29 protein-coding genes, 2 pseudogenes and 1 riboswitch are annotated in these 24,259 nt (G+C 39.5%); of the genes and pseudogenes, 28 read left to right on the top strand and 3 right to left on the bottom strand.

The annotated features are described in order from the left end of the window. Positions 1-20: 20 nt before the first annotated feature. The 21 genes and pseudogenes from ACP8HG_RS07565 (at position 21) to gcvPB (ending at position 15,477) form a co-directional block, all read left to right on the top strand. Positions 21-419, top strand: coding sequence for an N-acetyltransferase family protein (locus tag ACP8HG_RS07565; RefSeq protein WP_438298441.1), 399 nt, complete (start codon positions 21-23; stop codon positions 417-419). Between the two features lie 199 nt (positions 420-618). Then, a complete protein-coding gene (locus ACP8HG_RS07560; protein ID WP_438298440.1) occupies positions 619-771 on the top strand; it encodes a hypothetical protein in 153 nt (50 codons plus the stop codon). Positions 772-935: 164 nt separating this feature from the next. Continuing rightward, positions 936-1,337, top strand: coding sequence for a group-specific protein (locus ACP8HG_RS07555; protein ID WP_438298439.1), 402 nt, complete (start codon positions 936-938; stop codon positions 1,335-1,337). Positions 1,338-2,314: 977 nt separating this feature from the next. Continuing rightward, positions 2,315-2,620, top strand: coding sequence for a helix-turn-helix domain-containing protein (locus ACP8HG_RS07550; RefSeq protein WP_438298438.1), 306 nt, complete (start codon positions 2,315-2,317; stop codon positions 2,618-2,620). Positions 2,621-2,803: 183 nt separating this feature from the next. After that, the gene (fabZ, locus tag ACP8HG_RS07545; RefSeq protein ID WP_438298437.1) at positions 2,804-3,229 is read left to right on the top strand and encodes a 3-hydroxyacyl-ACP dehydratase FabZ; all 426 of its coding nucleotides are present in this window, start codon (positions 2,804-2,806) and stop codon (positions 3,227-3,229) included. A 315-nt stretch (positions 3,230-3,544) separates the two neighbouring features. Next, positions 3,545-4,324: an alpha/beta fold hydrolase gene (locus tag ACP8HG_RS07540; protein WP_438298436.1), complete on the top strand. Its 780-nt coding sequence runs from the start codon at positions 3,545-3,547 to the stop codon at positions 4,322-4,324. A 187-nt stretch (positions 4,325-4,511) separates the two neighbouring features. After that, positions 4,512-5,044, top strand: a pseudogene (locus tag ACP8HG_RS07535) (dihydrofolate reductase family protein). A 136-nt stretch (positions 5,045-5,180) separates the two neighbouring features. Then, positions 5,181-5,402, top strand: coding sequence for a transcriptional regulator (locus ACP8HG_RS07530; protein WP_438298435.1), 222 nt, complete (start codon positions 5,181-5,183; stop codon positions 5,400-5,402). After that, a pseudogene (locus ACP8HG_RS07525) lies at positions 5,399-6,658 on the top strand (DinB/UmuC family translesion DNA polymerase). Before ACP8HG_RS07530 ends, ACP8HG_RS07525 begins: the two are co-directional and overlap by 4 nt. 13 nt (positions 6,659-6,671) lie before the next feature. Further along, positions 6,672-7,001 (top strand): YolD-like family protein, encoded by a 330-nt coding sequence (locus ACP8HG_RS07520; protein ID WP_438298434.1) that lies wholly within the window; start codon positions 6,672-6,674, stop codon positions 6,999-7,001. Positions 7,002-7,313: 312 nt separating this feature from the next. Next, positions 7,314-8,399 carry an MBL fold metallo-hydrolase gene (locus tag ACP8HG_RS07515; protein WP_438298433.1) on the top strand — a complete coding sequence of 362 codons (1,086 nt, stop codon included), beginning with the start codon at positions 7,314-7,316 and terminating at the stop codon, positions 8,397-8,399. After that, positions 8,396-8,641, top strand: a complete 246-nt coding sequence (locus ACP8HG_RS07510) for a DUF3006 family protein (protein ID WP_340764302.1) — start codon at positions 8,396-8,398, stop codon at positions 8,639-8,641. Before ACP8HG_RS07515 ends, ACP8HG_RS07510 begins: the two co-directional genes overlap by 4 nt. 282 nt (positions 8,642-8,923) lie before the next feature. Continuing rightward, the gene (comGC, locus tag ACP8HG_RS07505; RefSeq protein WP_354314064.1) at positions 8,924-9,217 is read left to right on the top strand and encodes a competence type IV pilus major pilin ComGC; all 294 of its coding nucleotides are present in this window, start codon (positions 8,924-8,926) and stop codon (positions 9,215-9,217) included. Then, positions 9,204-9,653 (top strand): type II secretion system protein, encoded by a 450-nt coding sequence (locus ACP8HG_RS07500; protein WP_067209959.1) that lies wholly within the window; start codon positions 9,204-9,206, stop codon positions 9,651-9,653. The genes comGC and ACP8HG_RS07500 overlap by 14 nt, the downstream gene beginning before the upstream one ends. After that, positions 9,646-9,945, top strand: a complete 300-nt coding sequence (locus tag ACP8HG_RS07495) for a hypothetical protein (RefSeq protein ID WP_187045009.1) — start codon at positions 9,646-9,648, stop codon at positions 9,943-9,945. Before ACP8HG_RS07500 ends, ACP8HG_RS07495 begins: the two co-directional genes overlap by 8 nt. Continuing rightward, positions 9,930-10,379 (top strand): competence type IV pilus minor pilin ComGF, encoded by a 450-nt coding sequence (gene comGF, locus ACP8HG_RS07490; RefSeq protein WP_187045008.1) that lies wholly within the window; start codon positions 9,930-9,932, stop codon positions 10,377-10,379. The genes ACP8HG_RS07495 and comGF overlap by 16 nt, the downstream gene beginning before the upstream one ends. Next, positions 10,360-10,539, top strand: coding sequence for a hypothetical protein (locus tag ACP8HG_RS07485; protein ID WP_187045007.1), 180 nt, complete (start codon positions 10,360-10,362; stop codon positions 10,537-10,539). The genes comGF and ACP8HG_RS07485 overlap by 20 nt, the downstream gene beginning before the upstream one ends. Before the next feature lie 30 nt (positions 10,540-10,569). Next, positions 10,570-11,085 (top strand): shikimate kinase, encoded by a 516-nt coding sequence (locus ACP8HG_RS07480; protein WP_187045006.1) that lies wholly within the window; start codon positions 10,570-10,572, stop codon positions 11,083-11,085. Between the two features lie 231 nt (positions 11,086-11,316). Continuing rightward, positions 11,317-11,409, top strand: a riboswitch (glycine riboswitch). 136 nt (positions 11,410-11,545) lie between these two features. Then, complete coding sequence (gcvT, locus tag ACP8HG_RS07475) at positions 11,546-12,643, top strand: glycine cleavage system aminomethyltransferase GcvT (RefSeq protein WP_067209946.1); 1,098 nt, start codon at positions 11,546-11,548, stop codon at positions 12,641-12,643. A 34-nt stretch (positions 12,644-12,677) separates the two neighbouring features. After that, positions 12,678-14,024 (top strand): aminomethyl-transferring glycine dehydrogenase subunit GcvPA, encoded by a 1,347-nt coding sequence (gcvPA, locus tag ACP8HG_RS07470; RefSeq protein WP_187045005.1) that lies wholly within the window; start codon positions 12,678-12,680, stop codon positions 14,022-14,024. Then, the gene (gcvPB, locus tag ACP8HG_RS07465) at positions 14,017-15,477 is read left to right on the top strand and encodes an aminomethyl-transferring glycine dehydrogenase subunit GcvPB (protein ID WP_067209940.1); all 1,461 of its coding nucleotides are present in this window, start codon (positions 14,017-14,019) and stop codon (positions 15,475-15,477) included. Before gcvPA ends, gcvPB begins: the two co-directional genes overlap by 8 nt. Positions 15,478-16,416: 939 nt before the next feature. Here the strand turns inward: gcvPB and ACP8HG_RS07460 are convergent. Together ACP8HG_RS07460 and ACP8HG_RS07455 are read right to left on the bottom strand one after the other, a co-directional pair. Then, a complete protein-coding gene (locus tag ACP8HG_RS07460; RefSeq protein ID WP_187047903.1) occupies positions 16,417-16,734 on the bottom strand; it encodes a rhodanese-like domain-containing protein in 318 nt (105 codons plus the stop codon). 290 nt (positions 16,735-17,024) lie between these two features. Next, entirely contained in the window at positions 17,025-17,498 is a 474-nt protein-coding gene (locus ACP8HG_RS07455) for a hypothetical protein (protein WP_156476045.1), read from the bottom strand. 74 nt (positions 17,499-17,572) lie between these two features. Here ACP8HG_RS07455 and ACP8HG_RS07450 point away from each other — a divergent pair, with 74 nt between their 5' ends. The 4 genes from ACP8HG_RS07450 to ACP8HG_RS07435 all read left to right on the top strand — a co-directional run bounded on the left by ACP8HG_RS07450 (position 17,573) and on the right by ACP8HG_RS07435 (position 21,090). Next, a complete protein-coding gene (locus tag ACP8HG_RS07450; RefSeq protein ID WP_187045004.1) occupies positions 17,573-17,986 on the top strand; it encodes a pyridoxamine 5'-phosphate oxidase family protein in 414 nt (137 codons plus the stop codon). A gap of 461 nt (positions 17,987-18,447) precedes the next feature. Beyond that, positions 18,448-19,515: an ABC transporter permease gene (locus tag ACP8HG_RS07445; RefSeq protein WP_187045003.1), complete on the top strand. Its 1,068-nt coding sequence runs from the start codon at positions 18,448-18,450 to the stop codon at positions 19,513-19,515. A 3-nt stretch (positions 19,516-19,518) separates the two neighbouring features. Next, complete coding sequence (locus tag ACP8HG_RS07440; RefSeq protein WP_438298432.1) at positions 19,519-20,199, top strand: ABC transporter ATP-binding protein; 681 nt, start codon at positions 19,519-19,521, stop codon at positions 20,197-20,199. A 54-nt stretch (positions 20,200-20,253) separates the two neighbouring features. Continuing rightward, positions 20,254-21,090 (top strand): lipoate--protein ligase family protein, encoded by an 837-nt coding sequence (locus ACP8HG_RS07435; protein WP_067209926.1) that lies wholly within the window; start codon positions 20,254-20,256, stop codon positions 21,088-21,090. Positions 21,091-21,144: 54 nt separating this feature from the next. Here the strand turns inward: ACP8HG_RS07435 and ACP8HG_RS07430 are convergent, their stop codons facing one another. Then, positions 21,145-22,125: a DUF1385 domain-containing protein gene (locus tag ACP8HG_RS07430; RefSeq protein WP_338656455.1), complete on the bottom strand. Its 981-nt coding sequence runs from the start codon at positions 22,123-22,125 to the stop codon at positions 21,145-21,147. Positions 22,126-22,254: 129 nt separating this feature from the next. On the opposite strand from ACP8HG_RS07430, the gene ACP8HG_RS07425 reads away from it, so the two are divergent. The 3 genes from ACP8HG_RS07425 to ACP8HG_RS07415 all read left to right on the top strand — a co-directional run bounded on the left by ACP8HG_RS07425 (position 22,255) and on the right by ACP8HG_RS07415 (position 24,249). Next, entirely contained in the window at positions 22,255-22,683 is a 429-nt protein-coding gene (locus ACP8HG_RS07425; protein ID WP_187045001.1) for a hypothetical protein, read from the top strand. A 62-nt stretch (positions 22,684-22,745) separates the two neighbouring features. Then, positions 22,746-23,186: a type II 3-dehydroquinate dehydratase gene (gene aroQ / locus ACP8HG_RS07420; protein ID WP_438298431.1), complete on the top strand. Its 441-nt coding sequence runs from the start codon at positions 22,746-22,748 to the stop codon at positions 23,184-23,186. Next, entirely contained in the window at positions 23,140-24,249 is a 1,110-nt protein-coding gene (locus ACP8HG_RS07415) for a M24 family metallopeptidase (protein ID WP_304626826.1), read from the top strand. Before aroQ ends, ACP8HG_RS07415 begins: the two co-directional genes overlap by 47 nt. Positions 24,250-24,259 lie beyond the last annotated feature (10 nt).

The raw sequence follows: 24,259 nt of genomic DNA, 5'->3' as shown, positions 1-24,259 counted from the left end.
TTACATTGGAGGTACTTAACTTGGAGATTAATAAAGCAAGTAAAGAAGATATAAAGCACATATCAAGGGTTTATGTTGATAGTTGGAGGGCTACTTATCGTGGTCTAGTACCAGACGATTATCTGAAAGAACTATCGTACGAAGAGGCAGAAATAAGTTGGATTGATTTTTTAAATTACGAAAATGAACCTTTTATTTATGTTGCAACTAATGATGAAGGGAAACTTATAGGTTTTGCATCTGGTAAAAGTACTGATGATAAGAATTACGATGGAGAACTTTATTCACTTTATCTCACAGAGGAATGTAGAGGATTAGGCGTTGGCAGGCATCTTGTTTCAGCTATTACTAAGCATTTTATAGAAAAAGATATACATACTATGATGGTTTGGGTAATGAAAAAAATAAATCTGGACTAGGTTTTTATGAACATATGGGAGGAAAAGAATACATTCATAGGACTAGTACGTTTGGAGGAACCAAAGTAGAGGATGTTGCGTATGGCTGGCAAGATATCTCAGTATTATGTGTTGAATAAGAGTAACAATGATTTAATCGTGTGTTCCTTGTCGAACTAACGAGGTGCTTTAGTTCAATCATATTTATAGGAGGGATTTTATGATTAAGTCTTTAAAAGGGCAATTAATCTTATCTATATTTGTTGCTATTGGCTTTGTTTATATTAATTTTTCTAGTATTGATTTGACAAGAGGGACCATATTTTTCTTCATCATGGTTTCATCGGTGTTTAATGCGGGATTATTGACGTAAAAATACATTCAAACAAGAAAGAAGAAATAACTCTTATTCAATTAACGGGTGCTTTAGTTAAACAAGTAGCTGCCTGTAAGGGTAGCTTTTTCTTATTGAACTAACGACGCAGTCTAGTTGAATAGGGGTTAGTAAGATATATGATAATAAAAAGGAGGAAAATTATGAAGTTTTATATTGCATCTAGCTTAAAAAATATAGACCAGGTTAGATATGTTAGTAAAAGGTTAAAAAATAAAGGATTTATCCATACATATGACTGGACTGTAAATGAGAACGTAACAACATTGGAAAAACTAAAGGCAATAGGTCAAAAGGAGAAAAATGCTGTAATAGAAGCGGATTTTATTGTTGTTTTATTACCAGCAGGAAAAGGAAGCCATATTGAATTAGGAATTGCTATGGGAAATGACAAAAAAATTTATCTTTACTCACCGAATAAAGAAATAGATAACATTGAAACAACCAGTACATTTTATCATTTACCTGAAATCGAAAAGTGCTTTGGAACAATAGATGAGTTAGTAGATATTATAGACTTAAAATCAAAAAGTTTTTTAAGCTAACGAGTGCTTGTGCGGCCGAGCCTAGGTCGTATCATATAGCGGGTGGGATTCCCGTCGAGAAAGAACTAGCCATTCACTCGTAGCGAGTCTTGGAGGGCTACTGGTAACAGTAGCCTTTAAGCGTAGACAGTTAGGTGGCGGGCCGAAAGCCAAATGGTTGAAGGGATTGAGCTCCATAATGTTAGTGAATCGAGAGGGCTGATGCCTTAAGCACAGCAGAAAGCTACATTTTATCCATCGTTAAAGGCAAGAAGGATAAAACCTCTCTGGAGTCAGAGACCTTGGCACGTCACACATTGATATGATACGGCAACTCGGGAGGCCCTACCGGTCTTTTCTTCTTATAGAAGAGTATGGTGTACAAGCGATAATAAGTAAGGAAGCCAAATGCCGTTGTAGGGAGTCGGATAGCAGCGTAGTACCAATGAAGTTGGGTAATGCCGATGGAGGAAAGGCTGCTACCAAGTTATCACCCTTACTAGGGACACATTTACTACACACAGAGGTAGGGATACTAAATGGAAACAAAACTAGTAAGGATAGCAGAATTAGCAAAATCTGAGCGAAAGAGATTAGCTATATTTTGTGAATGGTGACTAGGAGGAGCCGTGTGCGTAAATAGCGCAAGCACGGTTCTGTGAGGGGGGAGGAACACAATCTACCGCAAGGTAGAGAGGTTCCCTTCTACTCGACTAGTTCAACAACAGGAGATCGTCTGGTGACGGTCTCTTTTATTTGTCCAGTTGTCTGTGGAAATGTTAAATAAGTACAAAGCAAAATCGGCTCCTCCACAGATAAAATTGTGGATGGGCCGTTTTTTTTGTTTAAGCGAGTTTGCAAGGTTCCGACATTTCCCATAGAATTTAGGCTAAAGGATTGAATAATAGATTAATAGGAGGGGCGTCTTTATTGGTATTTAAAATAATCCTGTAACTACAAATAAAGAGGATGCAGGAATCTTGGAAGGACGGACCATTATGAAGGAAAAGAGTGAGATTTTTTTAAAGCTATATACTTTATTATTTGGGTCAGGGATGGCCAAAGATTTGAGGCCTGTAAATTGCACGACACTGCTTGCGATAGCGTCATTCATAGACGACAAGGGGAACTGTTGCCCGACACAAGTACATATTGCCGAAGTCACAGGCATGTCTACAACTACTGTGAATAAGGCCGTTAATGCTTTACTGGAGTTCAAAGTAAATGGGAAATCAATAATTACTCGTGAATTTGTTCAGAAAGCACAATTTACATACTCCTACTACACTTTTCACTTGATTTGACGCTTTACATAGGTAATGCAGGAAACAGGACGCGCAGGGCTTCAGATTAAAAAGATTTAATAGTTCTTATTAAACTAACTGGCAGTTTAGTTGAACAAGGTCTATTTTATAGTATCAACTATTAATACCAAATGATAAAATTAATTAAATAGTCTTAATAATATTGTTATGGGGGATTAAATGATGTTAGATACTCAAGAAATTAAGGAAATAATTAGACATCGATATCCATTTCTATTAGTGGATAGGATTTTGGAATTAGAAGAAGGAAAAAGAGCGGTTGGTATAAAAAATGTGACAGCAAATGAGAATTTTTTTAACGGGCATTTTCCCAACTACCCTGTTATGCCAGGTGTATTAATTGTTGAGGCATTAGCTCAAGTAAGTGCAGTTGTGATGTTAACTAAAGAAGGAAACCAAGGTCGATTAGGGTTATTAGTAGGAATAGATAAATGTCGTTTTAAACAGCAAGTTAAACCAGGAGACCAACTCCGTCTTGAGGTTGAAATCACTCGATTAAAAGGACCTATTGGAAAAGGCAGAGGTATAGCTACGGTTGATGGGACATTAGTTTGCGAAACAGAAATAACATTTGCGTTTGGTGATTAAAATCTCTTAATTAAAAAATGTTATTCAGAGTCTTGAATGAGGGGTACGAGCAATTTACAAAAAAGCTTCTTCGACTCTCATGAGTGCTACTCGTATAGAGTGCAACAGTCTGTGATGCACCGTGGTCGTTGGAGTCAGACTAACGGATGGGCTCTATGGCACCATAGTTCATCGACCTTCTTCGCCAGCCGTAGTATCCAATACCCGTTCTGCATATATTTTCATCCTCTGAGGTGTAGCACTGACTTTGCGCTACATGTATGGCTAACGGGGCACGTTACTTTAATAACAAAAGACATATAAGAGGTGAATTGTTTGGACTTATATTATCAAGAGTATGGGGATAAGAACGCTCCGTTAATGGTGTTTTTACACGGAGGCGGAGTAAGTAGTTGGATGTGGGATAAACAAATTCAATACTTCAGTAATTATCATTGCATTACAATAGATTTACCTGAACAAGGGGCAAGTAAATATACAGAAAACTTTACAATTCAATTAAGTGCAGAAATAGTAAATGAGTTAATAGAAAAAAAAGCAAACGGTAAAAAAGTAATTGTTATTGGCTTCTCATTAGGTGCACAAATAACTATTCAAATGTTAAGTTTTAATACCAATTTGATTGATTATGCGTTCATTAACAGTGCATTGGTTAGACCCAATTCATTTGTTAGGAAAATGATAAGACCGTCCATAAAATTAACTTTTCCTTTAGTAAAAATTAAATCCTTCTCAAAACTTCAAGCGAAAACACTCTATATTGATGAAGAATATTTTGAAACATATTATAAGGAAAGCACTCAAATGAAATCAGATACACTTATTAGAATATTAGAAGAAAATATGTCGTTTGAAATACCCAACGATTTTAAAAAAGCAGTAGGCAAGATATTAGTTACTGTTGGTGAAAAAGAAAAAGCGGTAATGAAAAAGTCGGCGATAGATATAGTTTCAAATAATTCAAATTGCACTGGAATAATTATTCCTAACGCTGGTCACGGAATATCTTTGGTGAATCCTGATTTCTTTAACCAAATGATAGGGAAGTGGATACAGGAAGGTACTTTACCTCAAGACGTAGTAATAATAAAATAAAATGATTATTGTGCTAACGCTCAGCTTTTGTTCAACAAGAGGAGATCGTCAATTGACGGTCTTTTTTATTTGCCCAAATATCTAACTTGTACCGTTACAAATGTTAATTGGTAATATTTTTTAATTTCTGGTTTATGGTTGTAGTGAGAACCCATGTTCTGTACACTTGTGAAAAAGGGGGATATTTATGAGTGAAAAACGTGATTTGGTACTGTTTATTGCTACGAGTTTAGATGGTTACATAGCTACAAAAGATGAGTCTTTAGAATGGCTATTTAATGTTGAAGGGGAAGTGATAATGGATATTCAGATTTTTATGAGTCGGTAGATACAGTTTTAATGGGCAAAAAAACATACGATTGGATAATGAAACACGAAACAGGGGAATTCCCATATAAAAACAAGGCGTGTTATGTGTTTACAAGGTCGCCAATTGAAGATACGGTCGATGTAAAGTTTACAAATGAAGATATCATTAGTTTTACTAATAAACTGAAAAGTCAAGAAGGGAAAAACATTTGGATTGTTGGTGGAGGAGAATTGTTACAATCTTTTATAAAAGAAAAATTAGTTGATGAACTTATAATAACAGTTGCCCCAAGCATAATCGGAAAAGGAATACCGTTATTTAAAGAAGGAGATTATCAATTAGACCTTTCTTTAAAAGGTACAAGAAACTTCAATCAATTTGTTGAACTACATTATGGAGTTCGAAATTAATAACGTGTTCTTGAACTAACGTGACAACAGGAGGTCGTCTATTGGCGGCCTTTTTATTTGGTCAAAATTAACAACTTATTTTTAGTTGTAATACGAACGTTCGTTCTCTATACTGAAGGTAGAGGGGGGAACAAGTGTGCATAATCAATTAGTTAAGTCAGTGGAATATAGCGAACACCTAGATATGATGTACATGGCTGCAGACGGTTCAATCAGTAAGCGAAGAATCAGCGTACTACAGGTCGGTGAGGCATCATTTCGCGCATTCTGTTTCTTACGTAAATCCAAGCGTACTTTTACAATTGATAACGTGCTCGCGCTTGTTCCCGTTATTACAAAAGAACGTGCAGTTATATGATGGACTACAGTAAGTTTCCCGACCGACAAATCGCTTGCATCGATATGATGAGCTTCTACGCGAGTTGCATGGCTACCTTGCATAATCTTGATGTCCAAACAGTTCCTATTGCGGTTGTGGGCAGTTTTAAACAAAGCGGGTCCGTTGTATTGGCTGCCAGTCCACCCATGAAAAAGAGATTTCGAATTAAGACAGGTAATCGATTATTTGAAATCCCTAGCCATCCCGAAATTCGATTATTCGAGCCGCAAATGGCACATTTTCTTGAAATGTCAATGTCCATCACACGAATCCTCCACAAATACGTACCTGCAGAGGCTATACATGTCTACTCGGTCGATGAATCGTTTATTGACCTAACAGGAACCGAGAAGCTATGGGGCGACCCCGTACAAACTATCAAAGACATACAAGCAGAAATACTGGAAACGTTAAATTTACCTTCCACAGCTGGCATGGGACCAAACATGTTAATGGCAAAGTTGGCTCTGGATCTCGAAGCAAAGAAAACAGGCTTTGCAAAATGGACCTATGAAGATGTGCCGACGAAACTATGGCCAATATCACCATTAAGTGAAATGTGGGGTATTGGCAGCCGGACGGAAAAGTCATTAAACGACATCAGTATATTCTCGGTTGGAGATCTAGCGAAAGCAGATTTGAAAAGGCTCGAAAAGAAGTTTGGTGTTATGGGCAATCAATATTATCATCACGCATGGGGAATCGATTTATCAGAGCTGGGTGCTCCACTCTTGGAAGGTCAAGCGAAGAGTTACGGCTAAGGACAGACGCTATATAGGGATTACGTAACCCGTGAATCCGTCCTCGTAGTCATCTTAGAGATGTGTGAGGATGTTTCCCGTAGAGCAAGAGAGGCAAGAAGAGAGGGCAGGACTGTTCACCTTGGGATTGGTTACAGTAAGCATTCGTTTGGTGGCGGATTTAGTCGGTCACTATCAATAGAAGAAGCTACAAATGACACAATGAAGATTTACCGAACTTGCATGGCTATATTCGATAAATTTCATGATGGTCGTCCTGTGCGAAAAATCACGATTTCAATCACCAATCTTGAAGATGAAACGTCCATGCAGCTAAGCTTTTTTGATGAACACAAGGTCCGGAATCGTAAATTAGGAATGGTTATGGATAATATTCGTGATAGGTATGGATCCACAGCAATGCTAAGAGCCGTGTCGCTCACGGAAGATGGTACCGCAATCGGTCGTTCGAAGTTAGTCGGCGGTCACAAGTAATGGGAGGATTATCATGATAAGAGATCGAGGTAATATTAAATGGACTGCGATGATGCTATCAGAGCACGTCGCAGAGTTGCAGAGATGGCAAAATGAAGATAATTACGAGGAACGTCCGCAGCTTGATGATTTTGATTTACAAGCTATTCATTACGAAATCGAAGTTGCGAAAAAAAGAGAATGTGCAGTACACGTAAAGTTGTGGGATAAAGGAAAAAGCGTTTTTTACATGGGTGTCATTCGAGAAGTAAATGTTGAGGCGATGTGGATTACGGTTGATAGTCCTTTTGGAAGGGACCGCATGCCGGTATCAGACATCATCTGTGTGCAGATTGCGGAATAGTAGACGGAGGAAAGGCGACCTCCTTGCGATAGAGGTCGCCTTTCGATACGGTGTATTTGATAACGCCGTATCGGTATTCATTTGAATTGTGTATTCTTTTGCAATATATCAAACGATTCAGTTTATGTCAACAAGGGTAGGAAATAAAAAAAATTCGCAACGACCGACCAAAATTGGTTTGTCGTTCTTATTTGTCGTTAATTGTCGAAATATTAACAGTTGTTTTAAGGTACTGCTAATTCATGTAGACTTTCCCAAATCTATCAACTACCATCAAATATGTAGGCAAATAGAATTAGAGGAGGAACATGAATGATGAAAAAGTATTTATCGATTATCATGGTGTTTATATTAGCCATCAGTTTATTGCCCGCTTCAATTGCAACTGCAGCACCAACTGAATTAAAGGTGCATTTTATCGATGTTGGGCAGGGGGATTCAATTCTAATCCAAGCACCAAACGGTAAAAACATGCTAGTGGATGGTGGTACAAAAGCAGCTGGTGCAAAAGTTGTTTCGTTCCTAAAAGCGAAAGGTGTAAAACGACTTGATTACGTAGTCGCAACACATCCGGACGCGGACCACATCGGCGGATTGATTCCAGTTATAAATGCATTTCCTGTTACGAACTTCATAGACAGCGGGAATGTTCATACTTCGCAGACATATTTCGAAATGCTTGAACTGATTGACAAGAAAAACATCAAGTTTACTATCGCTAAAGAGTTGGACAAGCTTGCACTAGATCCAAACGTAATCATCCGCGTCCTACATGCTGATGAAAATGCAGCAGACTCTAATGATGCATCAATCGTTTTAAAAGCCACATACAACAAAGTGTCATTTTTACTGATGGGCGATGCGGATACGGCGATAGAAGACCAAATCAGATCAAAGTATGATGTCAAAGCTACTGTGCTTAAAAACGGGCACCACGGATCTGACACGAGCAGTTCAGCAGTATTCATCAGTAATGTTAAACCGTCCGTAGCGATTCTGTCGTATGGCAAAAATAACTCATATGGCCACCCGAATTTATCGGTAGAAAGCCGTTTGCAGAAAGTCGGGGCTAAAGTGTACAAAACGCCACTTGATTGTAATATTACAGTTACAACAAACGGTGTTAAACACTCTGTAGCAAGTACTTGTAAAAATGGTAGTGTAGTTAAAACTCTGGCACCAAAGCCGACTGTGAAACCTACACCGCTACCAAAACCAAAGCCAGCGCCTAAACCAGTCACTAAGACGCCAGCGAAACCAAAACCTGCACCATCAACAAGAACTAATTTTAAAAACTGTACAGATTTGAAAACAGTATACCCTGATGGTGTCTCACAAAATCACCCGGCATACCAGTCGAAAATGGACAGAGATAAAGACGGGTGGGCTTGCGAATGACAAAAGTGAAATACACGCTTGATAAAATCGAAGATGGCCAGTATGTCTTCCTGGAGCATCAAAACGAAGAGAATCAATTACTCATACCTGCAGCAGAAATTAATGTTGAAATATCAGAAGGAAGCATTGTGTTAATTAGCAAAACAGATTCTGTTTATGAATTCGAAGTATTAATAGAAGAAACCGAAGACATGCGTGATAAAGTCAGTAACTTGCTTGAAAAGTTGAAAAATAAAAAGTGAATAAAAGCAGCCACCGACTCGATTGAGAAGGTGGCTGTTGTTATTTTTATTATTTTATTCCTGTGCTTATACATAGAAGGTTTTCAATAAATGTGGTCTTTTTTCGTGAAACCACATTTCCGACCACTTTAATGTGGTCTATTTTGTGGTCCGCTCACAATTAAATCACAAAAATAGACTAGCAAGGAAGAGAGCAGAAAAGAAAAACATTGCAAAAACGCTTTACACCGGATTTCGATAACCGAATTCATGATGTGAAAATGACAGGGAAAGTTGTTTTAAATGATGATCGTTCTCTTGATTATTTCGGTTCTCATTCTCATTGCAATCCCGAATGTCACAAAGCATTCTAAGTCAATTGATGAAAAGGGGTGTGATGCTTATATGCAAATGGTTCAAGGACAAATTGAGGCGTTTAAAATGAATGAAAAACATCTGCCGACCTCCCTTGCAGAAATGACTGAAAAGGAATATCTGCCCGAAAATGCCCAGTGCCCTGATGGAACGCAATTGTCAATTGATGGAGATGGGAAAGTGGATAAGGTGGGGGGAACCGCCAGTTTTGGAGCAGACTAAGGAAAGTGGATTCACGTTCCTTGAAATGGTTCTAGTTTTAGCTGTTTTGTCAATTATAACAGCAATCATTTTGCCTATAGGTGACAAATGGATACAAGCTGAATCTGAGGATGACGCGCTTCAAGCATTTATAGCTACTGTCTATAATTTACAAGCTTATTCGATGGCAAACTATGTAGCAACAGGATTGCAATTCAAGGATTCGGGAACTGAATATATCACATCTTATTTGGTGGACGGGGAAGTGAAAGTTGAAGTTGCACGAAACGTTTTTCCTAATGGGATGCGTTTGGCAGGCACGAGCCAATTGAAGGCGATTGAATTTCGTGGAAATGGAGATATCCTGAAGTCTGGTACAATGGCATTCTTAACGAGTTCCGGAATTATCGAAATACGATTTCAATTTCAGCGTGGAAGGATGATTATCTATGAATGAAGGGGGATACTCATGGCCGGAAGCGGTACTTACATTGACGATTGTGATTGTAATATTTGGGACACTACTTCCATTTGCTTCAATAGTGACCTCAAAGTTACAAATAAAGAAGGCGCATATGTATGCGGCGGAAACTACTCATCAAGGGGCTATTTATTTTAGAGCGTATGGTTTGATGGAGGGTGTCCGTCGAGTTGATGGAGTGGATTATAATTGGACTATTGACGGACAATCCGTTTGTGTGTCTTATGAGATAGTCGAGAAGGTGTTCAATAAATGCGTTCATTCGTGAAGAAACCAAATGAACAGGGCTATACATTTTTAGAAAGTATCTTTCAACTAATCATCATGACCATTTTCATTCATCTATTCCTATTATTTTTCTTCTGGAAAGGCTCGATAGAACAACACTATACAGATTACTCATCAACTGAATGGGAATTATTCTCGGCCGATTTACAATACCTTCTATCTGACGTCAACGAAATCCGATTGGTTAACGGTGGAAGTGCAATCCGGCTTAAGAACAATCGGGGGCTGATTGATATTGAACAAAGCGGAACAGTTATCCGGAAGCGAGTAGACACAACTGGGCATATTCCTTTAGTTACAGGAGTAAAGGCAGTCACGTTTACATTTGATGGAATAACTATAACTGCTAATGTGACAATGTTGAATGATTCCATTAAAGTAAGGGGTTTTGCGGTTGGATTTTATCCGAAATGAACATGGAGCCATGCTTGCGGCCGCAATTATTTTATTATTTTTCGTTAGTCTCTTTCTTTTCTCCCTCGTTTCATGGCATGATAGTATTCAAAGAAGTTATGATTCGCTTGAAACGTATTATGAAAACGAAACGGTGAGAACAATGAAACGGAACGGATAAAACTATTCGTTCTGCCAAGTGGGTGATGACATGAAAAAAGTGTATTTAATTGGCTATATGGGATGTGGGAAGAGTGCGATCGGTAAACGACTCAGCTTTGCGACGAAAATGCCATATTATGATATGGATACTGAAATCGTGAGGATGACTGGTTTGACGATCCCCCAAATATTTGAAATGTATGGTGAAGAACGTTTTCGTGAAATGGAAACGGAGTTCCTTCGCACGTTCCGTGATGAATTTTGTATCATTGCGACAGGTGGTGGTGTGGCGATGCGTAAAGAAAATAGGGAGATTATGCGGGAAACAGGTCTTGTCTTTTTTCTGAATGCTCCGTTTCGTGACATATGGCGACGGATTTCCACGGACCGAAACCGACCGATTGTACAAAGATCGACACGCTCCGACCTTGAACAGTTGTTTAATAATCGAAAACCTCAATATCTACATGGTGCACATTTTAAAGTCGAAACGGAAAATCGATCTTTGCGTGACATTGTGGATTATATCGCATTCCAAATAGGAAGACTTAAAGGGGAAATATAAATGAAGACGAAAATAAACCACCGATTATCGTTTTCTTATTCCTTTAATTGGACGAAAATTTAATTAATGACCAAAAAGACGAACGATTTATAGTTAATATCTATTTTAGTTCGTTAAAACGACTGTCAATTAAAAAGTATTGCGCTTTTAAAAATGAAATGTTAAGATATAAGGCGAAAGAGCATTAGTTGTCCGAATCTTAGTTATCTTTATTTCAATTGAATAACGCGAATGATTGTATGGGGAGAGCACGCAATGGCGTCGCCGAAGGAGCAAGTAACTTATTGTTATGAATCTCTCAGGTAACAAGACTCATACATGACGCATCTCTGGAGAGCGCCGGTTAAGCTGGTCACCAACGAGGAAAGCCGCAAGGTCAAACTTTCAGGTACAAGGACAGAGGTTTCCTAATTAGGGGACCTCTGTCTTTTTTTATCAAATTTTTAAGGGGGAATAGAACTTGTCAGAGTCATTGAAACGCACGGTTCTTTTTGACAGTTACGCTGAATACGGCGGTAAAACGATTGATTTTGGTGGTTGGGAATTACCTGTTCAGTTTTCAAGCATTAAAGCTGAACACGAAGCTGTACGGACAAAAGCAGGTCTTTTTGATGTTTCGCACATGGGCGAAGTGCTTGTCACAGGAGAAGGCGCATTATCATATTTGCAAAAGATGGTTACGAACGATGTATCGAAACTTAAAGACGGACAAGCTCAATACACGGCTATGTGTTATGAAAGTGGCGGGACTGTGGATGATCTTTTAATCTACAAACGTGGGGATAATAATTACCTTTTGGTAGTCAATGCTTCAAATATCGACAAAGATCTTGAGTGGATGAATAGCCATACTACGGACGATGTCAAAATTGAGGACGCATCATCTTCTTACGCACTGCTTGCATTGCAAGGACCTATTGCGCAAGAAGTACTTCAAACATTGACGGATGAGCCTTTAGCAGACATTAAGTTTTTCCGTTTCAAAGAAAATGTTGACATTTCCGGACACCAAGTTCTTGTTTCGCGTACTGGATACACGGGAGAAGATGGATTCGAAATTTACGGCTCTCCTGAAGCAATTGTCGCATTATGGAGTGTTATTCTGAAAGCGGGCGCAAGTGAAGGTGTTGTACCAGCAGGTCTTGGTGCACGTGATACACTACGTTTTGAGGCTGGTTTACCACTATATGGACAAGAACTATCAAAAGATATTTCACCACTTGAAACGGGCCTTGGCTTCGTTGTGAAGTTGAATAAAGAAGAGGATTTCTTTGGTAAAGAAGTTCTAGCTTCCCAAAAAGAAAATGGTGTGCCGCGTAAACTTGTCGGCGTGGAAATGATCGACAAAGGAATTCCGCGTACAGGTTATAAAGTATTCCTTGGCGAAGAACAAATTGGTGAAGTAACAACGGGTACACAATCACCGACACTTAAAAAGAACATTGGTTTTGCACTTCTAAACAGTGAACACACTGCTGAAGGAACTGAAATTGAAGTCGAAATTCGTGCTAAGCGTTTGAAAGCAGTAATTATCGCTACACCATTTTATAAACGCTAATCATATACCATCTATGAAAAGGGGTTAAGAGGACATGCAGCATCGTTATATTCCAATGACTGAAACCGATCGCGATGAAATGATGAAAACAATCGGAATTACTTCCGTAGATGAACTTTTTGAAGATATTCCTGAAAAGGTTAGATTTAAAGGCGAGTACAATATTAAAAAAGCGAAATCCGAGTCTTCTTTGACAAAAGAACTTTCAAAACTTGCAGCGAAAAATGCGGATGCGCGTACATATGCATCATTCCTTGGCGCAGGTGTCTATGATCATTACAAGCCGATCATTGTCGACCATGTCATTTCACGATCCGAGTTCTATACGGCTTATACACCTTACCAACCGGAAATCTCGCAAGGTGAATTGCAGGCTATCTTTGAATTCCAGACAATGATCTGTGAACTGACAGGTATGGATCTTGCAAACTCATCTATGTATGACGGCGGAACGGCTCTTGCAGAAGCGGGTACGCTTGCATCAGGTCATACACGCCGTAAAAAACTTCTTATTTCTGAAACAGTTAACCCTGAATCGCGTGATGTTGTACTTTCTTATGCGTCTGGGCAGTATATCGAAGTGGTCACAATTCCACAAAAAGATGGCGTAACTGATATGGCTAAGCTAGAAGAAATGATGGATGAGGATACAGCTGCTGTCCTTGTACAATACCCAAATTTCTTTGGTCAAATCGAAGACATTCAAAAAATTGGTGAAATTGCACATGCTAAAGGCGGACTGTTCGTTGTTTCATCAAATCCGCTTGCACTTGGCATACTAACACCACCAGGTAAGCTTGGTGCCGACATTACAGTTGGTGATGCACAACCATTCGGTATTCCTGAATCATTTGGCGGACCACATTGTGGTTATTTTGCGGTGACGAAAAAGTTGATGCGTAAAGTTCCAGGTCGTCTTGTTGGAGAAACAACTGATGATGAAGGCCGTCGTGGCTACGTGTTGACACTTCAAGCACGTGAACAACATATCCGCCGTGATAAAGCGACGTCTAATATTTGTTCAAACCAAGCGTTGAACGCACTTGCTGCTTCTGTAGCGATGACTGCGCTCGGTAAAATAGGCGCACAAGAAATCGCCTACCAGAACATTGTTAAAACACGCTATGCGAAAGAAACCTTTGAAAAAGCTGGCTTCGACGTTAAATTTAGTGGATCACATTTCAACGAAATCGTCGTTGATTGCAAACGGTCTGTAAAAGAAGTAAATGCAAACCTATTTACAAAAGGGATTATCGGTGGTTATGACTTAGGCCTGACGTATCCTGAATTTGCTAACCATGCACTAATCGCCGTTACAGAACAGCGTACGAAAGAAGAAATCGATGCACTTGTGCAGGAAATGGAGGCCCTTCATGCATAAAGATAACCAGGCGTTAATTTTCGAACTTACTAGAGAAGGACGGATAGGTTATAGTCTTCCTGAACTTGATGTCCCTGAACTTGACCTTTCCAATCTATTACCAAAGGGATTTGTACGCGAGGAAGCTGCTGAACTTCCGGAAGTTTCTGAACTTGACATTATGCGTCATTACACTGCACTTTCCAATCGTAACCATGGTATCGATTCAGGATTTTATCCACTTGGATCATGTACGATGAAATATAATCCGAAAATCAACGAATCCGTTGCACGTTATCCTGGATTCGCGAATATTCATCCATTGCAAGAAGAGTCGACTGTTCAAGGTGCACTAGAGGTTTTATATGACCTGCAAGAGCATCTTGTAGAAATTACAGGAATGGATGAAGTGACACTTCAGCCGGCGGCAGGAGCGCACGGCGAGTGGACAGCATTGATGATGATTCGGGCTTTCCATGAAGCTAACGGCGACTTCAAACGTACAAAAGTACTTGTTCCCGATTCTGCACACGGTACAAACCCGGCATCAGCTACAGTTGCTGGTTTCGACACGATTACAGTCAAATCAGGTGAAGACGGACTTGTAGATCTTGAGGACCTGAAACGACATGTGGGGGATGACACGGCGGCGCTTATGCTGACGAATCCGAATACACTTGGTCTTTTTGAAGAAGAAATTCTTGAAATGGCTGAGATCGTTCATGCTGCTGGCGGAAAACTTTATTATGACGGCGCAAACTTGAATGCGGTTATGTCTAAAGCACGCCCTGGCGATATGGGCTTCGATGCTGTTCACTTAAACTTGCACAAAACATTCACAGGACCACATGGTGGCGGTGGACCAGGTTCAGGTCCGGTTGGCGTGAAGAAGGATCTTATTCCATTCCTGCCGAAACCAGTCCTTGTGAAAAAAGATGAAGTTTACACATTTGAATACAATTTACCACAATCGATTGGTCGTGTTAAACCGTTCTACGGTAACTTCGGTATCTATCTGCGTGCATACACGTATATTCGTTCAATGGGGCCAGATGGCCTGAAAGCTGTTACGGAATATGCCGTATTGAATGCGAACTACATGATGCGCAGATTGGAGCCACATTTCGATTTGCCATATAACCGTCATTGTAAACATGAATTTGTTCTGTCGGGTCGCCGTCAGAAGAAACTGGGCGTGCGTACGCTGGATATGGCGAAGCGACTGCTTGACTTTGGCTATCACCCGCCTACAATTTACTTCCCACTTAACGTTGAGGAAGGCATGATGATTGAGCCTACAGAAACAGAATCGAAAGAAACACTCGATGCATTCTGTGATGCACTTATTCAAATTGCGAAAGAAGTGGAAGAAAACCCGGAAATCGTACAAAACGCACCGCATACAACTGTTATCAATCGTCTTGATGAAACGAAAGCGGCACGTTTCCCTGTACTTCGTTATACAAAAGCATAAGTTTGTAATTAGTCGCTAGTGAAAAAGCAAAGCATGCAGAGAAAGTAATTTATTTCTCTGCATGCTTTTTTGTCATTTTTAGGAGTAACTTTGAATGGAGAAGGATATGATCACATTGGAACAATTTTTGTTTGAATTCTCTTTATATCCCGAGGGTAATGCTGAATTGGTACTGTAATAATTAGTGGAGGTTAGGAAACGTAGCTTGGTTCGTTAGGAAAAAGAGAAATCAATTATAAATCCATTGGTTTCTCTTTTTGTCCGATCATATTCAATTCGCATTATGGAAGTGATTTTACTTTTCTTTACTACATATAATTAAAGAAAAGGAGTGGGGAAGATAAAACAGTCAAAAAAGACTTTATTTGTACTGTGTATTGTAGGCGTTTTTCTAGTAGTTTACGGATCAGCCATCGTCTTACGACTTCTATTAGGGAATTTTTTATTAGATGGTGGACTAACCAATCTGAATTACTTATTACTTACTCTTTTATGTGTGGTACCATTTCTATTATATTTATTGATCAGCAAGAATTATTGTGAAAAAGTTACGGAAGTAATTTTGATAAGCGGGCTCTTCTTTTTGATTTTTTTTGTTTACTCTAACTTTATGCTTGTGTTTTCTATGACTGAACAATCACAGGCGATTGCAGTCAGATTATTGATGATTTATCCCGCGTTAGCATTAATATTAGTAGTTGTTTTACATTTTACTCAAGGTAGAAATGCAGGAAGTAAGAATTTATTTGAACGTTAATGTGATCTCTTTTTAACTTTGGGAATCTTGTTCACAATTATAGCTTTCTTCGAAATCAGAGCAAGAAACTCTAAACAAAAAGATGATATTTCGTTCGAATACGAACGGAATATCATCTTTTTAAAATTCCAATAAACTTACACACTTACGAACGTTTTCCAATGAAGGAAGAAGTTTCTGTTTTATTTACTTTTCACTTTACCTGTCCATTGACGGAAACCGCCTTGCAGGTGAAACAGTTGTTGATAGTCTTTTTTCTTTAAGAATAATGCTCCACGTGCACTTTTTCCGCCATTTTGATCGTACAAATAAACGGGCTTGTCTGAACGGATCTCTTTAAACCGTTGACGGAACTGAGAATAAGGGATATTGCGCGCACCTAAAATATGACCGGCATCATAATCTTTTGCCTCACGTACATCAATCAGTTGTGCTTTCCGATACCCTTCGATAAATTGCTCCTGCGTCAAGTTTGTAACGGCTTTACGCAGACGTAGCATCGTCACAACGAAATAAATGATTACGATGAGAGCGACGGCTCCTAAAAATATATAATTCAAAACAACTTTCCCCTTTCTCTCTACCTTTTCATTATAAAGATTGAACAGCACTTGTTCAATGGGCAAGCTCTTTTTTGATGTCGGTTAAAAAGCCATTATGATCAAAAGTTTGAACTTTTACTGGTTAATCCCTCCTTTTATAATTCGGATTTCGGTCATGTGGTGTTATCGCAGGAAGTAAAAGTGGCAAGATACTTTTTCACTAGAAGAGAGCGGAGTGAGTAAGGTACTTAGTTGTCCTTCGACTTAGCTAGTAAATAACCTAATATATAACCATAAATAATATGCCCAGCCATCCAGTATGAAAAAGAAGGAAAACTCCTGAAGTCTGGTGTTTTGTCTGAAAAGGTTGTTGTAGGAAAAAGGGCGATACCGATAATGAGGCAGACAGTAGTAGCCGTAACTATGATTTGCTTTCGGGAAGATATTTTTAGGTGAACAAACAACAGATACAAACAAATTGCTAAAGCGATTGAGACGAGTAGGTGAAAACCTACTTCAATTAGTTCTGGAAAAGCGAACGTGTTGATATAAGGAATATAATCGACGTTTAATAACAGTGTGTAAACTGTTAAGTGAGTAATTAGTTCAACGCCTTTCAAAAATGTTGCTAAAACTAAACCGGAGAGTAATCCGTATAAAATAGCATTTTTCAATCCTGTCTTTGTTAAAATCATGCCATCATTCCTTTTAAATTTTTCCATGTACGCAAACCGTGTTTAGCTTCTTAATTAGTGAGGCAAACTACAATAATGTTGAAAAAAGGGAGTAGATCATTATGAATGCAAAAAAAACAGCACTGAAAATCCTAAAAGAAAGCTTCGTGGGTACGATGGCGACTATTCAACAGAATAAGCCCCATACAAGATACATGACGTTTTTCAGTGATGAATTTATACTCTACACCGCAACATCGAAAAAAACGCAGAAAGTGGATGAACTTGAAAAAAATCCATATACGCACATATTAATCGGTTACGATGGAAAAGGTATTGGAGATGACTATCTAGAAATTGAAGGGACTGTCACTATTTCAGATGATGAAAGCTTTAAAGAGAAGGTTTGGAATAAGCATATGGCATCATGGTTTAGTGGTCCAGAAGATCCGAATCTCATCATTTTGAAAGTTTTACCCGATTCAATACGCTTAATGAATAACAATGGTGAAGAACCGCAAATGATTGAATTATGAATAGCGGGTGCCGGCTAAACAAGCCGGTGCCTTATTTTTGATCAATAGGATTGCCAAAAAAAATCTTAGTTGCATAGTCGATTGCACTCGAGCCGATAAGGTGAATATCGGTGCGCTCATTTTTTAGGGCTAATTTTTCGTGTATTTATAATAGATTGGAATCCTTTTTAAAAGAAATAGTTGTTTACGCTCTGACTATTCAAAGGGGAAAAGGTTACGGGATAGGGTTTAAATCTGCAATATGCATATAGAAACTGTATTATGGAAGAAGTGTTACTGTCCGAACAAGCTAAATTACGACTATCTATGCTGTCGGTTAATCCGTATACATATCCTAAATAGAGAAACAAGTTAGACTAGATTGGTCTTCCTCATAGGATATAGAACTTGTAAAATTGTATGAAACGAAGTGTAAGCCGATTTATGGTATATTACTATATAAAAAGAATGGATGTGAGACAATGTTTTTAGCTTGGAATGAAATTAAAAAGAATAAATTGCGATTTACATTAATCATAGGAATATTAATGCTCGTTTCATATTTAGTATTCTTTCTATCAGGTCTCGCAAATGGCTTGGAAAATATGAATCGAGAATCCGTCGACAAATGGGAAGCGACATCAATCATTTTGACTGAGGAATCAGACAAAAGTATGAATCAATCATCTCTTAAACTGGCTGATGTGGATAATATCGATACAAAGGAAATTGCTGTAATTGGTCAAATAAATGCTATCGCAGGAAATGGAGATCAGAAGAGCAACGTCTCTATTTTCGGGATAAATAAAGATGAATTCATAATGCCAAAGGTTACGGAAGGAGAAGTATTTGCAGGCAGTAACGAAGTGGTCGCGAGTGATGCATTAAAGGAAGACGGATTTAAAGTAGGCGATGAATTGCAACTATCTTCCTCCGATGAAGTTTTAACAATTGTCGGATTCACAGACAAAGCGCGATTTAATGCAGCTCCAGTACTTTATAGTGACCTTACCACTTTCCAACGGGTCAAGTTTGGAGAAGCGGCTGAGGCGAATAAGGAAAGCATAAATGGAATTGTTGTCCGAACTGGGGATACTTCAGGTCTCATTCGGGATGATTCACTCGAAGCTATTGAGATTGAAACTTTCATACGGAGTTTACCTGGTTATACAGAACAGAATTTGACGTTGAATTTCATGATCTATTTCTTGTTTGTTATTTCGGCGGTCATCGTAGCAATTTTCTTGTACGTATTGACAGTCCAGAAGATAAGTATGTTTGGTGTTATGAAAGCACAAGGCATCTCGAATAGGTATCTGTCTCGCTCAGTCGTTGCACAGACATTCCTATTGTCGGCAATTGGTGTAGCCATAGGTTTTGGATTCGCGTTAATTACGGGAGCATTTTTACCAAGTGCGGTGCCTGTTGCATTTGACCTTGTAAGTATGCTCATCTATGGACTGATTCTGATTGCCGTTGCGATATTGGGCGCATTGTTCTCGGTCCTTACAATTGTGCGAATCGATCCATTGAAAGCGATAGGAGGATAAATGATGGCAGTTTTAGAATTAATTCGAGTGAAAAAAACATTTGGCAGCGGTCATAAACAAGTTGAAGCAATGAAGGCAACTGACTTCATTGCAGAAAGAGGAGAACTTATCGCAATTATCGGTCCTTCAGGTTCGGGCAAAAGCACATTCCTTACGATTGTGGGCGGGCTTCTTACGCCTACTTCAGGAGATGTAATAATTAACGATAAGAATCTTGCGGATTTAAATGAAAAGGAACGGTCAAAAATTCGGCTGAAGGAAATTGGATTCATTTTACAGGCGTCTAATCTTGTCCCATTCCTAACTGTCGCAAATCAATTAAAACTGTTGGATCAAGTGAAAAAAGACAATATGACAAAAAAACAACTCGAAGAACTCTATGAAGACTTGGGAATTGGTGACTTGCGTTCTAAATATCCAGCTGATTTGTCCGGTGGTGAACGTCAGCGAGTGGCAATTGCCAAAGCACTTTATAGTAATCCATCTATTATTTTAGCTGATGAACCAACGGCTTCCCTAGACTCAGATCGTGCCTATGAAGTGATGGAACTGTTGAAAAATGAAACTAAGAATAAGAACACTACGACTATTGTGGTCACGCATGATACACGTTTAGTTGGCTATTGTGACAAGGTATATAACATGACGGATGGTGTTTTGATCTTAGATGATGAAAATAGATAGCTTAAGTGTTGAAGGGAATGTTAAAATGATAGTCGTTGTGAAGGGGGAATTCGGATGGGGAAAAAGGTTTGGCACTTCATTAATTCAGGGAAATGCCGCGCTTCGTTCAACATGGCGCTCGACGAAGCATTGCTGGAATGGCATAGTAAAGGGGAAATTGGTCCAGTGCTTCGATTTTATGAATGGGAGCCGGCGACACTGTCGATTGGTTATTTTCAAAGTGTTGAAAAAGAAATAAATTTGGATGAAGTGAAAAAACATGGGCTTGGTTTCGTCAGGCGACCTACTGGAGGAAGAGGCGTTCTCCATGAACATGAACTTACATACAGCGTAATTGTCAGTGAAAGTTATCCGAATATGCCTGAAACGGTTACGGAAGCATACCGCGTTATTTCGGGTGGTGTGCTTGAAGGGTTCCGTAATCTTGGGCTGGATGCAACATTTTCAGTGCCCCAAACGGCGCAACAGAGCGATGATTTAAAAAAACCAAAAAGCGCCGTGTGTTTTGATGCGCCTAGTTGGTATGAACTTGTTGTTGAAGGAAAGAAAGTGGCTGGCAGTGCGCAGACGAGACAGAAAGGTGTCATTTTGCAGCACGGTGCGATACTTCTAAGTCTGGATGTTGATAAGCTCGTTTCCCTTTTTACATTCAAGTCAGAAGTGCAGCGTGAACAAATGCGTACAAGCTTGCCTGAGAAAGCGGTAGCGATCGATAGATTGGTTGACCGTCCAGTGACGGTTAGCGAATGTGCGGACGCGTTTTCAAAAGGATTTGAATTAGCGCTCGATATGGAGCTGGAACCTATGGAATTAACAGAGCAACAGCTCCAATATGTCTTCGAAATTGAACGTACTAAATATGCAAATGACGACTGGACATTTAAGAAATAATACCTAATTAAATGAAAAAGCGGAAGTAGCCATAATTGGCAGCTTCCGCTTTTCTTAAGTTACAGGAACAGTTTCTGTTTCTGTTTCAGAATCGCTCTTCGTTACAACTTCCATAGCCACAGCGCCATGCTCTTCAATCTCTAACAATCTTTCGAATGAAGCAATTGCAACTTCTACTTGCTTGTCATCCGGATCTTTTGTCGTCAATAACTGAAGCCACAATCCAGGATAACCTAAATATTTCAGTACTGGAACGTTACGAAGTGAGTTTGTTAATTGTAAAACCTCGAAAGAAATACCAAGCACAACCGGAATAAGAAGAATCCGGTTCACAATGCGTAACCAAAATGGGTCGGTCGGCACGAGGAAGTAGACAAACATCCCAACAATTACAGTGAATAGCATGAAACTACTGCCGCAACGGAAATGAAGTCTTGACTGTGCCTGAACATTTTCGACTGTCATGGGCAATTTGTTTTCATAAGCGTTGATTACTTTATGCTCAGCCCCGTGATATTGGAATACCCGTTTAATAAGGGGAGTCATCGAGATGAGGGAAACATACGTCAGTAACAAAATAAGTTTGAACAAACTTTCAAGTAAAATTTGGGCAGTTTTCCCGGGAGCAACAAACTGCAATGCTTGTGCAAGAAAAACTGGGATAAGTGTGAAAACAAATTTCCCGAAAAGCAGAGATAATACTCCGACCGCAGCGACACCAAGAACCATCGCTAATTTTGAAGTCTCTTCTTCCTTTTCTATTTCTTCTCCCGGCATTACATCGTACCGTTCGCTTGAAAATGTTAAATGCCGCGATCCGACGCCAGCGGATTCGATTAATGCAACTATCCCCCGAACAAATGGGATTTTTTTCAGTTTCATCCGGACACTATTCTTTTCTTTAGGCAGATGGAAGTAATCGATTGTATCGTCCTTCCGTCTAATTGCCGCCACAGTATGATTTTTACCGCCGAACATTACCCCTTCGACAAGTGCTTGTCCCCCGTAAGCGGGAGGTTGTTGTTCTTTTCCCATACATTTACCCACGCTTTCTTTTATATCAACTAAATCCTATAATTCATTATACTAAAAAACAGCCATACACTCCACAATGATGTTTAAAATGTTCAGAACCTCCCGACACTTTGTATAGGAGGGATTTTCATGATTAATAAAACATTAATATGGACCGCGCTAATTGGCGCCTTTTTCACCACAATAGCACTTAAATTTTTGCAGTCATTTAATTTTATAAGCTGGTCGCCTGTTGGCTGGGCAAAAAAGTGGCAGTTGTTCGCTTCGGCACATTTCACAATTAAATGGGCTTTGCTTTTTGTAGCGCTAGTATTGTTATATATTATTGTTTATTTTGCGGTTTCATTCACAACGTCAATTCCTCCATCTATTACTGCCTTAATCATCGGAATTATCGTTGTTTTTGCAGTCGAATGGACGATTGGCTCACCGAAAACGCCTTTAGAAGCTATAAAATCCATATCACTCCCATATTTTGCCGTTATGGCTATAGTTTTCAGGTTTATTACTGGTACGGCCGTTTTTATGAAGAAACTTTCGGATGAAAGTGTAAAATGAGTTGCTACAAAAGAACGATATGATAAAATGGGATAGACAACGGTGAGGGGAATGGTGTGGCGATGAAGTTACTAATTCTGAACGGACCCAATCTTAACAGGCTCGGAAAGAGAGAGCCGGGTATTTATGGCGCAGAAACATTGGAAGACGTTGAACGTAAATTAGACAAAATGGCTTTGTTACATGGTGTTGAACTATCATTCTTCCAATCTAACTGGGAGGGTGCTTTAATCGACCGAATCCATGAAGCAGAAGACGCTGGCTTGGATGGTATTGTCTTCAATCCAGGTGCGTTTACGCATTATAGTATCGCTCTGCGTGATGCTGTCGCGTCTGTTGATGTACCTGTCATCGAAATCCATATTTCGAACATACATAGCCGTGAACCGTTCAGAGAGACATCCGTTATTGCGCCAGTCTGTATCGGCCAGTTAGCTGGATTCGGCACGGACGGATATGAACTCGCCTTCCACGCTTTCCTTCTCCGGGGAAAAGGGGTATGAAACTGTGAAATTGACAAAACTACGTGAACTGTTAACAGAAAATGGCATTGATGCACTACTCGTTACGAACTCGTACAACCGTCGTTATATGACTGGCTTCACGGGGACAGCAGGACTTGCTCTTATCTCGTCTGACGATGCAGTGTTCATTACAGATTTCCGTTATACTGAACAGGCGGAACGAGAAATCAATGGCTTCCGCATCGTTCAGCATACGACTACCATCATTGAAGAAGTGGCCGAGCAAGCGAAAAACATGAAGCTTCGGACAATCGGTTTTGAAAAAGATGATATGTCATTTGGTCTTTACGAACTATATAATGGAAAAGTCGAAGCGGAGCTAAAACCTGTTTCGGGACTCGTCGAAAAACTGCGTATGGTGAAAACAGAAGATGAGCTAGCTATTTTGAAAAAAGCAGCTAAAATTGCAGATGATGCATTCACGCATATTTGTACATTTATCAAGCCGGGCGTGACGGAATTAGAAGTCTCAAATGAACTTGAGTTTGCGATGCGTAAACAAGGGGCAACTTCATCTTCCTTCTCAATTATCGTGGCATCTGGTTTACGCGGAGCACTTCCACACGGAGTTGCAACGGACAAAGTAATCGAATCAGGAGATCTTGTTACGCTCGATTTCGGCGCATTGTATGAAGGGTATATTTCTGACATTACGCGTACTGTCGCTGTCGGTGAACCTTCTGATAAACTGAAAGAGATTTACGCAGTGACTCTTGCAGCACAAGAACTTGCTTTAAAAGAGATTAAACCAGGTATGACAGGAATAGAAGCGGATGCAATTGCACGCGATTACATCAAATCTAAAGGCTACGGTGAAGCATTTGGTCATTCAACGGGACATGGTATCGGTCTTGAAGTACACGAAGGACCGGCATTATCTTTCCGTTCTGGAACGGTACTTGAGCCAAATATGGTTGTCACAGTTGAGCCAGGTATCTATCTGCCTGGAATCGGCGGTGTCCGTATCGAGGACGATATCATTATGACGCAAAATGGTAACGAACGTTTAACACATTCAACAAAAGAACTACTTATCTTATAATCTATTATCA

Origin of the sequence: Sporosarcina sp. FA15, assembly GCF_051550195.1 — a bacterium.
Lineage (GTDB): Bacteria > Bacillota > Bacilli > Bacillales_A > Planococcaceae > Sporosarcina > Sporosarcina psychrophila.
The sequence above is the reverse complement of the archived record's forward strand: the minus strand, read 5'-3'. Positions and strand labels throughout refer to the sequence as shown.

Excerpts from the sequence above, each read along its gene's own strand:
- ACP8HG_RS07560 (WP_438298440.1), top strand. The coding sequence starts at position 619 with ATGATTAAGTCTTTAAAAGGGCAATTAATCTTATCTATATTTGTTGCT.
- ACP8HG_RS07555 (WP_438298439.1), top strand. The coding sequence starts at position 936 with ATGAAGTTTTATATTGCATCTAGCTTAAAAAATATAGACCAGGTTAGA.
- ACP8HG_RS07550 (WP_438298438.1), top strand. The coding sequence starts at position 2,315 with ATGAAGGAAAAGAGTGAGATTTTTTTAAAGCTATATACTTTATTATTT.
- fabZ (WP_438298437.1), top strand. The coding sequence starts at position 2,804 with ATGTTAGATACTCAAGAAATTAAGGAAATAATTAGACATCGATATCCA.
- ACP8HG_RS07520 (WP_438298434.1), top strand. The coding sequence starts at position 6,672 with ATGATAAGAGATCGAGGTAATATTAAATGGACTGCGATGATGCTATCA.
- ACP8HG_RS07515 (WP_438298433.1), top strand. The coding sequence starts at position 7,314 with ATGATGAAAAAGTATTTATCGATTATCATGGTGTTTATATTAGCCATC.
- ACP8HG_RS07510 (WP_340764302.1), top strand. The coding sequence starts at position 8,396 with ATGACAAAAGTGAAATACACGCTTGATAAAATCGAAGATGGCCAGTAT.
- comGC (WP_354314064.1), top strand. The coding sequence starts at position 8,924 with ATGATGATCGTTCTCTTGATTATTTCGGTTCTCATTCTCATTGCAATC.
- ACP8HG_RS07495 (WP_187045009.1), top strand. The coding sequence starts at position 9,646 with ATGAATGAAGGGGGATACTCATGGCCGGAAGCGGTACTTACATTGACG.
- comGF (WP_187045008.1), top strand. The coding sequence starts at position 9,930 with ATGCGTTCATTCGTGAAGAAACCAAATGAACAGGGCTATACATTTTTA.
- ACP8HG_RS07480 (WP_187045006.1), top strand. The coding sequence starts at position 10,570 with ATGAAAAAAGTGTATTTAATTGGCTATATGGGATGTGGGAAGAGTGCG.
- gcvPA (WP_187045005.1), top strand. The coding sequence starts at position 12,678 with ATGCAGCATCGTTATATTCCAATGACTGAAACCGATCGCGATGAAATG.
- gcvPB (WP_067209940.1), top strand. The coding sequence starts at position 14,017 with ATGCATAAAGATAACCAGGCGTTAATTTTCGAACTTACTAGAGAAGGA.
- ACP8HG_RS07460 (WP_187047903.1), bottom strand. The coding sequence starts at position 16,734 with ATGCTACGTCTGCGTAAAGCCGTTACAAACTTGACGCAGGAGCAATTT.
- ACP8HG_RS07455 (WP_156476045.1), bottom strand. The coding sequence starts at position 17,498 with ATGGAAAAATTTAAAAGGAATGATGGCATGATTTTAACAAAGACAGGA.
- ACP8HG_RS07450 (WP_187045004.1), top strand. The coding sequence starts at position 17,573 with ATGAATGCAAAAAAAACAGCACTGAAAATCCTAAAAGAAAGCTTCGTG.
- ACP8HG_RS07445 (WP_187045003.1), top strand. The coding sequence starts at position 18,448 with ATGTTTTTAGCTTGGAATGAAATTAAAAAGAATAAATTGCGATTTACA.
- ACP8HG_RS07440 (WP_438298432.1), top strand. The coding sequence starts at position 19,519 with ATGGCAGTTTTAGAATTAATTCGAGTGAAAAAAACATTTGGCAGCGGT.
- ACP8HG_RS07435 (WP_067209926.1), top strand. The coding sequence starts at position 20,254 with ATGGGGAAAAAGGTTTGGCACTTCATTAATTCAGGGAAATGCCGCGCT.
- ACP8HG_RS07430 (WP_338656455.1), bottom strand. The coding sequence starts at position 22,125 with ATGGGAAAAGAACAACAACCTCCCGCTTACGGGGGACAAGCACTTGTC.
- ACP8HG_RS07425 (WP_187045001.1), top strand. The coding sequence starts at position 22,255 with ATGATTAATAAAACATTAATATGGACCGCGCTAATTGGCGCCTTTTTC.
- aroQ (WP_438298431.1), top strand. The coding sequence starts at position 22,746 with ATGAAGTTACTAATTCTGAACGGACCCAATCTTAACAGGCTCGGAAAG.
- ACP8HG_RS07415 (WP_304626826.1), top strand. The coding sequence starts at position 23,140 with ATGAACTCGCCTTCCACGCTTTCCTTCTCCGGGGAAAAGGGGTATGAA.